Here is a 12,474-nt window from a genome sequence, read left to right as displayed (position 1 = left end):
GAAGAGGATCTGAGAGGGCTGAGGGTTCGCTCATCCCGCTAAAATGTGATGTGAATCACTGCCCGGAAGGTGGAGTTGGTCCCGTGACGGGCCCCATGTCCGCATAACGGGCACCCGCGTCGTGCAGCCGTTCGTGCAGCGCCCGGAACACGGCCGCCGAGCGCGTGCCCGGCCAGTTTTCGGGCAGCAGCCGGGCGGGCAGCCCCGGGTCCGCGTAGGGCAGGTGCCGCCACGAGTCCAGGGCGAGGAGGTAGTCGCGGTAGGCCTCCTCGGGCGGGGTGTCCGCGCGGCGCTCCCACGCGTGCAGGACGCGCGCGTGCCGGTCGAGGAACGCCTCGTGCTCCTTGGCGATGGCGGCCAGGTCCCACCAGCGGGCCACCGCCTCGGCGGTCGGCGCGAAGCCCAGGTGCTCACCGCGGAAGAAGTCCACGTAGGAGTCCAGACCCAGGCGTCCCAGGGCGTGCCGGGTCTCCTCGTACAGCCGGGCCGGGGCGATCCACACGCCGGGTGCGGCGGTGCCGAAGCCGAGACCGGCCAGGCGCGAGCGCAGGACGTGCCGCTTCTGCCGCTCCGACTCGGGCACGGAGAACACGGCGAGCACCCAGCCCTCGTCCTCACGGGGCGCGGTGGCGTAGACGCGCCGGTCGCCGTCGTCCAGCAACTCGCGCGCCTCGGCGGAGAGTTCGTAACCGGCCGCGCCCTCGGCCGTACGGGCGGGCAGCAGCAGACCGCGCCGCTTCAGCCGGGACACGGACGAGCGTACGGAGGGCGCGTCCACCCCGACCGCCGCCAGCAGCCGGATCAGCTCGGCGACGGGCACCGGGCCCGGCGCGAAACGGCCGTAGGCGCCGTAGAGCGTGACGATGAGGGACCTCGGGGCGTACTGCACGTGCTGGTCGGACACGTTGATCATCTTATGTCGTCGGCCTCAGGCCCGGCCGCCCAGGGGATCCGGACGAGCACCGGGAACGGCGGCCGGATTGGGGTCGGGTGCGTCCAGGAGGCGGTAGCGCTGGAGCTTCCCGGTCGCCGTGCGCGGCAGCGCGTCCAGGAAGACGATCTCCCGCGGGCACTTGTACGGCGCCAGCTCCGACCGCAGGAACGCGCGCAGCGCGTCCGCGTCCCGCGCGGCCCCCTCCCGCAGCACCGCGTGCGCCACGACGACCTGTCCCCGGCGCTGGTCGGGCCGGCCCACCACGGCCGCCTCCACCACGTCCGGATGGCGCAGCAGCGCGTCCTCCACCTCCGGCCCCGCGATGTTGTACCCGGCGGAGATGATCATGTCGTCGGCGCGGGCCACGTACCGGAAGTACCCGTCGGGTTCGCGGACGTAAGTGTCCCCGGTGACGTTCCAGCCGTCGCGCACGTACTCGCGCTGCCGCGGATCGGCGAGGTAGCGGCACCCGACCGGCCCGCGCACCGCCAGCAGCCCCGGCTCCCCGTCGGGCACCGGCCCGCCCCGCTCGTCCTGCACGCGCGCGTGCCACCCCGGCACCGGAACGCCCGTCGTGCCGGGCCTGATGGCGTCGTCCGCCGCGGACACGAAGATGTGCAGCAGTTCGGTGGCGCCGATGCCGTTGATGATGCGCAGGCCGGTGCGCTCGTGCCAGGCCCGCCAGGTGGCCGCGGGCAGGTTCTCGCCCGCCGAGACGCAGCGCCTGAGACTGCTCACGTCGTACGCGTCCAGCTCGTCCAGCAGCGCCCGGTACGCCGTCGGCGCGGTGAACAGCACCGACACCCGGTGCTCGGCGACCGCCGGCAACAGCTGCTTGGGCCCCGCCTGTTCGAGCAGCAGTGCACTCGCCCCGGCCCGCAGCGGGAAGACCACGAGACCGCCGAGCCCGAAGGTGAAGCCGAGCGGCGGGCTGCCCGCGAAGACGTCGTCCGGTCGCGGCTTCAGCACATGCGCGGAGAAGGTGTCCGCGATCGCCAGCACGTCGCGGTGGAAGTGCATGCAGCCCTTGGGCCGCCCCGTGGTGCCGGAGGTGAACGCGATGAGCGCCACGTCGTCGGCGGCGGTGTCGACGGCCTCGTACGGCGTGCCGGGCACCGCGCCGGACGCCGTACGGGTCCGCAGGTCGTCCGGAGCGTCCCCGCCGAAGGTCGTGATGCGCAGGCCGGCGATCTCCGCCTTGGCGAGGTCGTCGACCGCCCGGACGTCGCACAGCGCGTGCCGCACCCGGGCGATCTCGCAGACGGCGCGCAGCTCGTGCGGGCGCTGCTGGGCCAGCACGGTGACCGCCACCGCGCCCGCCTTCAGCACCGCCAGCCAGCAGGCGGCCAGCCACGGGGTGGTGGGGCCGCGCAGCAGCACCCGGTTGCCCGGGACGACACCGAGGTCGCCGGTCAGCACGTGCGCGATCCGGTCGACGCGCTCCCGCAGCCCGCCGTAGGTCCAGGTGTCCCCGGACGCGGTGCGGAAGACCGGGCGGTCGTCGGGCGGGCCGGTGAGCAGCTCGGCGGCGCAGTTCAGCCGGGCCGGGTAGCGCAGCTCGGGCAGCTCGAAGACAAGCTCCGGCCACTGCTCGGGGGGCGGCAGGTGGTCCCGCGCGAAGGTGTCGACGTGGGCGGAGCGGTGCGGGTCCGCGTGGCGCGGATCGGCCATGGCGGTTCGCCCCCTTTGTCGTGGTGGGCTCGCGCAACGAGCGTATCGTGTTGGTGACGACAGTCAACGGGGCGCGATAACCTCGGTCGTGGACCGACGGCCCGTCCGGCGGGCCGGAAGCCGGGCGCAGGCAGGGCAGGGGAGCAGGGGAAGGGACGGCCGATGACCGCATTCTCGCTCGAACCGGCACAACTCACCTGGTGCGACGAGCTGCGCACCCTCGCCGCCGAACGGCTGCGCCCGCTCGCGGAGAAGGGCGAGCCGGGCCGCGTCAACCGCGCCCTGGTAGCCGAGCTCGGCGCCCTCGGCCTGCTGCCCCGCCTGTTCACCTCCGGCGCGCTCGACCTGTGCCTGATGCGCGAGTCCCTCGCCCGCGCCTGCACCGAGGCCGAGACCGCCCTCGCCCTCCAGGGTCTGGGCGCCCACCCGGTGCACGCCCACGGCACCGCGGCCCAGCGCGCCCGCTGGCTCCCCGGCGTGAGCGACGGCAGCGCGGTGGCCGCCTTCGCCCTCAGTGAGCCCGACGCGGGCTCGGACGCGGCCGCGCTGTCGCTGAGGGCGGAATCGGACGCCGGGAGCGGCGCGGGAAGCCCCGCCTGGCGGCTCACGGGCGAGAAGTGCTGGATCTCCAACGCCCCCGAGGCCGACTTCTACACCGTGTTCGCCCGCACCACTCCCGGCGCCGGCGCCCGCGGCGTCACCGCCTTCCTCGTGCCCGCCGACCGCCCCGGCCTCACCGGCACCCCGCTCGACATGCTCTCGCCGCATCCCATCGGCGCCCTCTCCTTCGACGCCGTGCCCGTCACCGCGGACGACGTCCTGGGCGAACCGGACCGCGGCTTCCGGGTCGCCATGGGCACCCTCAACCTGTTCCGCCCCAGCGTCGGCGCCTTCGCCGTCGGCATGGCGCAGGCCGCCCTGGACGCGACCCTCGCGCACACCGCCGCCCGCGACGCCTTCGGCGGCAAGCTGTGCGACCTCCAGACCGTCTCCCACCAGGTCGCCGAGATGGCCCTGCGCACCGAGGCGGCCCGCCTGATGGTGTACGCGGCGGCGACGGCGTACGACGCGGGCGCTCCGGACGTCCCCCGGCGCGCGGCGATGGCGAAGCTCCTCGCCACCGAGACCGCCCAGTACGTCGTCGACAAGGCCGTCCAGCTGCACGGCGCCCGCGCCCTGCGCCGCGGCCACCTCCTCGAACACCTCTACCGGGAGGTGCGCGCACCCCGCGTCTACGAGGGCGCGAGCGAGGTGCAGCGCGGCATCGTCGCCAAGGAGCTGTACCGGACGTACCAGACGCAGCGGACCCATGACACCACCACCGAGGAGGCCGGAGCATGACCGCCGAACGGGTGAACCCGCCCGAACTCTCCCCGCCCACCGGCTTCTCCCACGCCGTCGTCGCCACCGGCACCCGCGTCGTCTTCCTGGCCGGCCAGACCGCCCTCGACACCGACGGCAAGATCACCGGCGACACCCTCCCCGCCCAGTTCGAACGGGCCCTCGCCAACCTCCTCACCGCCCTGCGCGCCGCCGGCGGCACCCCCGCCGACCTCGCCCGCGTCACCGTCTACGCCACCGACGTCGCCGCCTACCGCACCCACGCCGCCGACCTCGGCCGCACCTGGCGCGAGCTGGCGGGCCGCGACTACCCGGCGATGGCGGTTGTGGAGGTCGTACGGCTCTGGGACGAAAGGGCGTTGGTCGAACTCGACGGGTTCGCCGTACTGCCGTAGCGCACCCGACGCCCCTACCATTCCGGCATGCCGGACATCGAACTGAGCGCGGGAACCATCGAGTACGAGGACACCGGCGGCGACGGCCCGGTCGTCGTCCTCCTGCACGGCCTCGTCCACGACCGGACCGTCTGGCGCAAGGTCGCCGCCGACCTGCGCACCGACCACCGGGTGATCGCGCCGACCCTGCCCTACGGCGCCCACCGCCGCCCGATGCGCCGGCCGCCCACCCCCGACCTGGTCAACGAACTGATCGCCGAGTTCCTCGACCGCCTCGACCTCACCGACGTCACCCTCGTCGAGAACGACTGCGGACGCGCCCAGACGGTGGCCGCCCGGCACCCCGAGCGCCTCGCCCGGCTGGCCCTCGTCGCGTGCGAGGCGTTCGACAACTACCCGCCGGGCCTGCCGGGAAAGCTGATCGGCGTCGCCTGCCGGACGCCCGGCGGCGTGTCCGCGCTGGTCCGCGTCCTGGGCCTCAGACCGCTGCGCCGCCTGCCCGTCGGCATCGGCGCCCTCACCAAGCGGCCGGTGCCGGACGCGGTCGTCGACGGCTGGCTGCACCCGCTGCGCACCGACCCGGCGATCCGCCGCGACTTCCGGCACTACGGCACGCACGTGCGGCGGGACGAACTCCTGGAAGCCGCCCAGGGCCTGCGGAGGTTCGACCGGCCCGCACTCGTCGTCTGGGCGACCGAGGACCTGATGATGCCCCGCGCCCACGGCCGACGCCTGGCCGAACTCCTCCCGCGGGGAAGGCTGGTGGAGATCGAGGACACCCGGACGCTGATCCCCGAGGACCAGCCGGAGCTGCTCGCCACCCTGCTGCGGGAGTTCGTCGCCGGGAAGCGCTGACCCCGCCGACTTCGCTCGCCCTCGTTGACTTCATCAGCCCTTCGACCGCTGCCGGTCCCGGCGGGGCGAAAGGGGTCAGGCGGCCGTCGCCGGATGTCCGCCCGGCACCCGGTGCGGGGCGACGACCAGGCCGTCGGGCCGCAGTTCGCCGGTGTCGTCGAAGACGAGCGTGCCGTCGCACAGCAGGTTCCACCCCTGCTCCGGGTGGGTGGCGACGACGTGCGCGCGGGCGTCGGTTGCGGGGCAGGAAGGCCGGTGGGTACACATGGCGCACCTCCGTGTCGGGAGACCGTCCCGTCGTCGGGACCGTCGCGTGTACCGACCGTGCGCCCGCCGGCGAGTCCCCGCCAAGGCCCCGGTGGCAAGCGTGACAACACCCGGACACGCCGGCGACGGTTCCACGACGGCCGACGCGGACTCGCCACCGAAGGGGTGACGGTCACTGCCGCCCGCCCCTCCGCCCGGTACCAGTGGAATCCATCATTCCGACCCACCGGGAGGTTCCCCCATGCGCGTACGATCCGCCGCCCTCGCCACGGCCACCGGCGCCGCCCTGCTCCTGCTCGCGGCCCCCGCCGCCCCGGCCGCCCCCGACGACGTCCGCCTCGTCGCGGAGTCGGTGACCGTCGACCCGATCGGCCGCCTCGCCGCCGACGGCAGTGTCACCCTCTCCGGCACCTACCGCTGCACCGGCGGCACCGGCCCGGTCTTCGTCAGCTCCAACGTCAGCCAGAGCGACCCGTCCGTCCGGTACGGCATCGGCGGCACCCGCGCGGTCTGCGACGGACTGGAGCACCGCTGGGTCAACACCGGCAAGCCCGACACGGTCGTCCTCGAGCCCGGCGCGGCCCACGTCGAAGCCACCCTCATGGAGCTGCGCCCCATGGGAATCGTGCCGCTCCCGAGCTTCCACGCCCGCCAGGCGCAGGACGTGACCCTGACGGCGTCCTGACCTCTCGCGACGGCGGGTGTCCGAACCCGTCCGGAAAAGCGCCCCACGACGACAGCCGGAATTCCCTTTCCTTCGCGTCCTCGGCGTCCTTCGCGTCCCGTGGAGGGAAGGGAATCCCGTTCCGACCGTTTCGTTGCGCTCCGGGTCAGATTCTTTTCCCCGGGCGGGTGCCCGGCCGCGGCGAGCGCACCTGATTCTGCCGTTGCTGCGGAAGGGACACCCCGTCGGAGAGCGCCTTGCCCGACGGATCGTCACCCGGTGTGACCGCGGCGCGCTGCCGGTGGCGCGGCACAGCCCGCCGCGGCGGACGGGTGAGCGTGATCTGCCGGACGACCTGCTGGAAGCAGACCAGCGAGGCCAGACCGGGCAGGGCGGCCGCCGCGCCGTCGCTGACGGTCCTGGGCGCCTCGACGATGCACAGGAACATCGCGATGGCCGAGAACAGCAGGACGACGGCCCAGGAGTGCACCGCGCGGCGCTGGTGCAGCGCGGCCCGCAGCACCGCCAGCGACGCCACCAGCCAGGGGCCGTAGACCAGCAGGGGCCACCAGGACACGACGCTGCCCCGGGTCCGGGTCACGGCGGCCAGACGCAACGGCTCGTACGCCACCATGCCGCCGAACAGGCTCACGGAGGCGGCGATGACCGCGGCCAGCGCGGCGACGAACAGGCTCGCGGCGCGCAGCCGGCTCACCCTTCTCCCTCTGCGGACCCTGCGGTGACTCGTCGGGGACTCCCTCAACGGGGGCAGCTCCGCCGTGATCTCCTGGAGATTGCTCAGCGGTGTGCCCGGGGCGGGTGCGAGCGCCGATGCGTCCGTGGCGGAGGGGGAGGGCACGCCGGTCTGCTGCTCCATGGCGTCCTGGAGCAGGAACGCGAGCTCCTCGGCCGGGTCCCAGCCGGGTTCGGGCGGGACCAGCGTCTCCTGGAAGGCTTGCTCGGGCGCCCGGTGCCGGCCCGTGCCCGTGGCGCGGAACGGTCCCTCGCCGTACGGCATGCGGGGATGAGTGTGTTCTTCGTACACGAGGTGCGGATCACTCTGCCCGGGTGCACGTCAGGGAGCCCTGCGTACGGTCCCACCGCTCGGCGAGGCCGCTCTCCAACTCGGTCATGACGTCCAGGAAGCGTTGCAGGACCGGCTCGGCCACACGGGGAGGGACGGGATGCCGTCCTCTGGTCGGAGTTCCGTCCGCCGGTGACGGACAGTGAGCTCTGCCGGGCCTGTAGGTGGACGGGCCAAGCGCCGTCAATTCCCCGTGTTCCTCGGTCATATCCGAAGTAACGTCTGCCTACTCCGTCGGATGCGCGGCAGTCGAGTGAACGATTTCTGCGATACTTACCCAATCTCGAATTCACACCGGTTCTATCGTGGCCCTGTACGAAAAGCGTCAAAGGTTCCTCGGGTCACCCGGCCGGGCGCGCCGCCGCGAGGAGTCCGCTGGAAGGCCGCAGCCGGCGGGCCCCGGCCCCTGGGTGGCCGGCCCCCGGTGCGGGTGACCTAGGCTGGCGGTGACCACGGACGGCGTGACAGCGCGGGAGCGGCGATGAAGCGAGCGGCACACGGACGGGCGCACGCCCGGTTCCGCGGTGTGCTGGCGCTGCTCGTGGGCGCGGTGACGCTGCTGTGCGTCTTCGGGCACGCGGAACGCGGCGGACGGGACGCGCTCCCGCCCACGGCGGAGCTGCTGCATACCGTCGCGACCACAGCGGATGCAGCGAACGCAGCGGATGCAGCCGAGGCCGCCCATGCCGTCGCCGCCTTCGACACCGTCGCCGAACCGTCGGACGGTGCGGCGGCCCCGTGCGGCAAGAAGGCCGTCGGCGACCACGGAGCGCAGCGGGCCGAGAATCCGCCGCCGCCGTCCACTTCCGGCGGCCGCGCCGGTCTCGCGTCCCCGGACACCGATCCCGCGCCTCTCGTGTCACAGCACTTCGTGGCGTCGGCAGGCGGCCCCGATCCGCCCCCGGCGACCCTCCACTCCGTTCTGCGGATCTAGACCGGCCCGTAGGCCGCGTCCCTGAATCCTCGGAAACGGAGTCATTCGGCATGTCCTCTTCCCGGCGCTCCTGGCGGCGGGCGGGTGAGGCACTGCGTGGTTGGCGGTCCCGACAGTGGACCGTGGCGGGCGCAGGTGCCCTGGCCACGGCGATCCTGGTCGGCGCGCCCACCGACGTGGTGCCCAACCCCCTGTTCGGCCGGTCAGTCCCCGTGCAGTGGTGGAACTACCCGGCCCTCGCCGTCACGGCCGCACTGGCCGGCATCGTGCTGAGCACCTACGTGCGCGGGCCCGCCGTGCGTGAGCCCTCGTCCGCCCCGGAGCCGCGAGCCGCCGACGGCGGCCGTCTCGGGGCGATCGGCGGGGTGCTGTCCTTCTTCGCGGTCGGCTGCCCCGTCTGCAACAAACTCGTCCTCGTGCTCCTGGGAGCCTCCGGCGCCCTGAGCTACTGGGCACCGCTGCAGCCGCTGCTGGCCGTCCTGTCGGCAGGTCTGCTGGCGGAAGCCGCGCTGCGTCGCCTGTCCTTGCAGACCGAGTGCCCGGTCACGGCTTCCGCCTGACCCGAGGCCCGGTCCCACACCCTTTTCCCCTTCCCTCCCTCAACGTCTGAGGTGCCCCATGACCGGATCGACCGGATCCACCCCGTCCCCGTCCCGCCGCAACCGCAGGCGGACCGTCACGGCCGCCGCGGTTCTCACCGCCGCCGCGGTGACCGCGGCCTTCGCCCTCACGCTCGACGGCTCGGACGACCGCGAGGAGAAGGCAGGCGGGCCCGCGGCCGTGACCGGCTCCGCCGCTCCCGTACCCGCCGACGAGAGCCTGCTCGCCCTCGCCCGCCGCGACGCCTCCGACCCGCTGGCCGTCGGACGTGCGGACGCCCCCGTCGTCCTGATCGAGTACTCCGACTTCCAGTGCCCGTTCTGCGGCCGGTTCGCCCGGGAGACCAAGCCCGAACTGCTGCGCTCGTACGTCGACAAGGGAATCCTGCGCATCGAGTGGCGCAACTTCCCCATCTTCGGCGAAGAGTCCGAGCGCGCCGCGCTGGCCGGCTGGGCCGCGGGGCGGCAGAAGAAGTTCTGGGAGTTCCACGACGTCGCCTACGGCAAGCCGCGCGAGCGCAACTCCGGCGCGTTCGACGCCGAGAACCTCATCGCCATGGCCCGCGAGGCGGGCGTCGCCGACATCGAGCGCTTCCAGACCGACATGGCCTCCGACCAGGCCCGCAGCGCCGTGCGCGCCGACCAGGAGGAGGGCTACAACCTCGGCGTGACCAGCACCCCGGCATTCCTGGTCAACGGCAAGCCGATCCTGGGGGCCCAGCCCACGGACACCTTCGAGGAAGCCGTCGAGACCGCGGCGGACACGGCCAAGGCGGCCGGACGATGAGTGAGGTGGGCCTGGCGATGGCCTTCCTCGGCGGACTCCTGGCCCTGCTCAGTCCGTGCAGCGCACTGCTGCTGCCCGCCTTCTTCGCCTACTCCTTCACCGGCCGCACCCGACTGGTGACGCGCACCGGCCTGTTCTACGCCGGGCTGTGCACCACCCTCGTCCCGCTCGGCGTGGCCGGCTCGTTCGCCAGCCGCCTCTTCTACGGCCACCGGGACGCACTGGTGACGACGGGAGGATGGACGGTCATCGCCCTGGGCGTCGCCCAGATCGCCGGACTGGGCTTCGGCTCCCGGCGGATGGCGCGGGCCGCGGGCGGGCGCCGTTCGGGCTCGGCCCTGTCGGTCCTCGCCCTGGGCGCCGTCTACGGGCTGGCGGGCTTCTGCGCGGGGCCGATCCTGGGGGGCATCCTGACCGTGGCCGCCGTGGACGGCGACCCCCTGCACGGCGGCGTACTGCTCTCCGTCTACGCGCTCGGCATGGCGGTTCCGATGTTCGTACTCGCCCTGCTGTGGGACCGGTTCGACCTGGGCCGCAAACGCTGGCTGCGGGGCCGGACCTTCCGGGCGGGCCCGCTGACCCTGCACAGCACCGCCCTGATCGGCGGCCTGTTCTTCGTCGCGCTCGGGGTGGCGTTCCTGGCCTTCGACGGCACCTCCGCACTGCCGTCGGTGCTCAGCACCGACACCGAGTTCGCCCTGGAGGAACGGCTGTCGGACATCGGCGCGGCGGTGTCCGACCGGGCGGTCCTGCTGATCCTGGCCGGCGCTGCGGCCGCGACCGCACTGCTGATGCTGCTCCGGCCCGCCGCAGGTGAAGCACGACGCCGACGGGACCGGTGAGGGACGGGTTCCGGTCCTGAGTCGCACAAGCCGATGGATCACTGCCGGTGTCGATCCGATCAGAAAAGATAATGTGAGGCCGACTGCCCTGCTCCTCCTGGTCTTCCTCCTCGGCCGGCGCTACTTCGTCCGGGGCACCGCCACGCCCGGCATCCCTCCCACTCGAGGAAGAGCAACGCGTAGGGCAGCCCCGGCCACATCGCCGGATCCCCGTACACGGGACCACCCCACGCCCCGTCGGGCAGCCCAAGCACCGGCATCGTCCGCGTCCGTACCTGCCTCTTCAGCCACGTTATGGGATCATCTCCTGGCGTGTTCGACTCGCTCCACCCGAAAGTGCGGACCCACTGGCCGATGACGACCACACGAGCGTCTTCCGTCGTCAAGTCCTGCGCTGCCGCCGTGCTGTACGCGGTGGCGGCGGCCCTGGTGCTGTTCAGCTTCGCCATGACGGTCGAAGCGGACAACCCGGCCGCGTTCCCGGGACGGCGGGACAACGACGGGGCTTTCGGAGCGCTGCTGTGTGCCGGTATCGCTGCCTTCTCGGCAGTGGTGGCCGTGACGTCGCTCTCTCGACGTCCGCTGTCCAAGGCCGTCTTCGCGGCGATCATCCTCGGCTGCGTCTGCCGAGTGGTCGGCGTCGCCGGACAGTTCTGACGCCCGGCGCCCGGCCGCAGAACGGCTCAGGAAGGTCAGCCGATGGCGATCCGGGGGTGGGCGGACGGTTTGATCCAGTCCATGAGTCGGTCCGTGGTGGCCCGGGGGACTGAGACGCATCCTGCCGTGGCGCCGCCGCCGTTGACGTGGGGGAAGATGCCGACGCCGTGGCCGGGGACGGCGGGCCGCCGGTTGAAGTTGATCACGAGCGCTTCGGCGTACCGGGTGGGGTAGTCGATGAGGGGTTCGCTGCCTCGGTCGCCGGACTCGGTCAGCGGGAAGTCCGCGCCCTGTGCGCCGTGCATGGAGTTGTAGAGCTTCGACTCGGGGTCCTCCACCCACCAGTCGTCGTCCGTGACGACGTGGTACGGCGTGCTCGTGCTGCTCGCCTCCACGCCGAACCTTCGGTGATCGTGTACGTCCCGGTGGGGGTCATCCAGGTGCCCTGCCGCCGCGTCGCCCGTTCGTGACCCCGTTGGACCCGGCCCGCCCGGAAGCGGTGGAGAAATTGCGCCTTCCAGTCGGCGGACCCCTTGGCCCACGCGGTGACTGCGGTGTAGGAGCCACGGGCCTCGACCGTGATCACCTGCGTGGCACTGCCGACCTCTCCTTCTTCGAGTATGAGTACGAGTACGTGATCAAGTGCCGGCGGCGGGCAGCTCACCCGTGCAGGTGGCGCGCCCGAACTCGCCGATGGCCGTTGCCCGTTGCACGTGCTTGCCGCGGATCGCGAGCGTGCAGGACGCCTGTCCGCCGCCCTCGCCGAGCACGACGGCCACGGTGGGGGTCTCACCGAGCGGCACCTGGACGGTTTGTTTCCAGGGCAGTTCGGCGTCCCGCACGACGGTGGCTCTGCCGTCCTCGTCCGGGCCGAGGTAGGAGATCTCGGCCGTGCCGTCGCCGGTGACCTCGTAAGTCACGGCGGCGGCGGGGGTCACGGACGGCTTCGGCTCGTCCTCGGTGTCGAGCAGTCCGTAGCCGACGAGCCCGGCGCAGGCGAGCAGCAGGACGGCGGCGATCAGGACGCCGGCCCGGCCGCCACCAGTCGCCGTGACCTCCGGGGTCTCCGGGTTCGCCGAGCTGTCCGAGTCCTCTGGCCTTTCGGTGCTCCCGGTGTTCTCCGCGCTCTCCGCGGAATCCTTGGCTGACATGTACGGGGCTCGGCTTTCGACGGTCCGGATCAATTGCGGGGCGGTTATACACCATGGCGGGTCGGCGACGCCATCGAGCGGACAAACGCGGGCGAAAGAGTAGCCTTTCCGTCAGTCAATTGCCCGATTTGAACCTTCGCTTGACAGGCCGTCAGTCACCCGGTCGATAATCCCGCCGCCGCGCCCCGCGAGCCGATGTTTCACCTGCTCGCCGGGTGCCGCACAGCTATGCACCAAGCCGTGCGGAACTCTCCGCGACGGCTCGTTCGGCGCGCCCGATTCGCGTTCGGCGG

Annotated in this window: 15 protein-coding genes; 9 read left to right on the top strand and 6 right to left on the bottom strand. The window is 72.8% G+C overall.

The window, feature by feature from the left end; translation table 11 throughout:
- Positions 1-55: 55 nt before the first annotated feature.
- Together NI25_RS09555 and NI25_RS09550 are read right to left on the bottom strand one after the other, a co-directional pair.
- Positions 56-913 (bottom strand): PaaX family transcriptional regulator C-terminal domain-containing protein, encoded by an 858-nt coding sequence (locus NI25_RS09555; RefSeq protein ID WP_061442048.1) that lies wholly within the window; start codon positions 911-913, stop codon positions 56-58.
- 15 nt (positions 914-928) lie between these two features.
- Positions 929-2,605, bottom strand: coding sequence for an AMP-binding protein (locus NI25_RS09550; protein WP_061442047.1), 1,677 nt, complete (start codon positions 2,603-2,605; stop codon positions 929-931).
- Between the two features lie 162 nt (positions 2,606-2,767).
- Between NI25_RS09550 and NI25_RS09545 the strand changes: the two genes are divergently transcribed.
- From NI25_RS09545 to NI25_RS09535, 3 genes are read left to right on the top strand one after another with little or no spacing between them, the layout of a single operon-like run.
- A complete protein-coding gene (locus NI25_RS09545; RefSeq protein WP_061442046.1) occupies positions 2,768-3,946 on the top strand; it encodes an acyl-CoA dehydrogenase family protein in 1,179 nt (392 codons plus the stop codon).
- Complete coding sequence (locus tag NI25_RS09540; RefSeq protein ID WP_061442045.1) at positions 3,943-4,341, top strand: RidA family protein; 399 nt, start codon at positions 3,943-3,945, stop codon at positions 4,339-4,341. Before NI25_RS09545 ends, NI25_RS09540 begins: the two co-directional genes overlap by 4 nt.
- A 27-nt stretch (positions 4,342-4,368) precedes the next feature.
- Positions 4,369-5,196 (top strand): alpha/beta fold hydrolase, encoded by an 828-nt coding sequence (locus NI25_RS09535; RefSeq protein ID WP_061442044.1) that lies wholly within the window; start codon positions 4,369-4,371, stop codon positions 5,194-5,196.
- 75 nt (positions 5,197-5,271) lie between these two features.
- Here NI25_RS09535 and NI25_RS09530 read toward each other — a convergent pair whose 3' ends face one another.
- The gene (locus tag NI25_RS09530; RefSeq protein ID WP_061442043.1) at positions 5,272-5,463 is read right to left on the bottom strand and encodes a DUF5999 family protein; all 192 of its coding nucleotides are present in this window, start codon (positions 5,461-5,463) and stop codon (positions 5,272-5,274) included.
- Between the two features lie 241 nt (positions 5,464-5,704).
- Here NI25_RS09530 and NI25_RS09525 point away from each other — a divergent pair, with 241 nt between their 5' ends.
- Positions 5,705-6,148 carry a DUF6299 family protein gene (locus NI25_RS09525; protein ID WP_061442042.1) on the top strand — a complete coding sequence of 148 codons (444 nt, stop codon included), beginning with the start codon at positions 5,705-5,707 and terminating at the stop codon, positions 6,146-6,148.
- A gap of 145 nt (positions 6,149-6,293) precedes the next feature.
- Here NI25_RS09525 and NI25_RS09520 read toward each other — a convergent pair whose 3' ends face one another.
- On the bottom strand, positions 6,294-7,145 hold the full coding sequence (locus NI25_RS09520; RefSeq protein ID WP_061442041.1) for a DUF2637 domain-containing protein: 852 nt from the start codon (positions 7,143-7,145) through the stop codon (positions 6,294-6,296).
- Positions 7,146-7,692: 547 nt separating this feature from the next.
- On the opposite strand from NI25_RS09520, the gene NI25_RS09510 reads away from it, so the two are divergent.
- The 5 genes from NI25_RS09510 to NI25_RS09490 all read left to right on the top strand — a co-directional run bounded on the left by NI25_RS09510 (position 7,693) and on the right by NI25_RS09490 (position 11,030).
- Positions 7,693-8,145: a hypothetical protein gene (locus tag NI25_RS09510; RefSeq protein WP_061442039.1), complete on the top strand. Its 453-nt coding sequence runs from the start codon at positions 7,693-7,695 to the stop codon at positions 8,143-8,145.
- A gap of 50 nt (positions 8,146-8,195) precedes the next feature.
- Entirely contained in the window at positions 8,196-8,705 is a 510-nt protein-coding gene (locus NI25_RS09505; protein ID WP_061442038.1) for a hypothetical protein, read from the top strand.
- Between the two features lie 58 nt (positions 8,706-8,763).
- Positions 8,764-9,531: a DsbA family protein gene (locus tag NI25_RS09500; protein WP_061442037.1), complete on the top strand. Its 768-nt coding sequence runs from the start codon at positions 8,764-8,766 to the stop codon at positions 9,529-9,531.
- Positions 9,528-10,373, top strand: a complete 846-nt coding sequence (locus NI25_RS09495; protein ID WP_061442036.1) for a cytochrome c biogenesis CcdA family protein — start codon at positions 9,528-9,530, stop codon at positions 10,371-10,373. The genes NI25_RS09500 and NI25_RS09495 overlap by 4 nt, the downstream gene beginning before the upstream one ends.
- 354 nt (positions 10,374-10,727) lie before the next feature.
- Positions 10,728-11,030 (top strand): hypothetical protein, encoded by a 303-nt coding sequence (locus NI25_RS09490; RefSeq protein ID WP_148315117.1) that lies wholly within the window; start codon positions 10,728-10,730, stop codon positions 11,028-11,030.
- A 35-nt stretch (positions 11,031-11,065) separates the two neighbouring features.
- On the opposite strand, the gene NI25_RS39660 is transcribed toward NI25_RS09490, so the two are convergent.
- Positions 11,066-11,425, bottom strand: a complete 360-nt coding sequence (locus tag NI25_RS39660; protein ID WP_061442034.1) for a hypothetical protein — start codon at positions 11,423-11,425, stop codon at positions 11,066-11,068.
- 243 nt (positions 11,426-11,668) lie between these two features.
- Positions 11,669-12,181, bottom strand: a complete 513-nt coding sequence (locus NI25_RS09480) for an MmpS family transport accessory protein (protein WP_078884572.1) — start codon at positions 12,179-12,181, stop codon at positions 11,669-11,671.
- Between the last annotated feature and the right edge of the window lie 293 nt (positions 12,182-12,474).

The sequence above is a fragment of the Streptomyces sp. CCM_MD2014 genome (assembly GCF_000772045.1).
GTDB lineage: Bacteria > Actinomycetota > Actinomycetes > Streptomycetales > Streptomycetaceae > Streptomyces > Streptomyces salinarius.
This window is presented reverse-complemented; position numbering and strand designations above follow the sequence as displayed.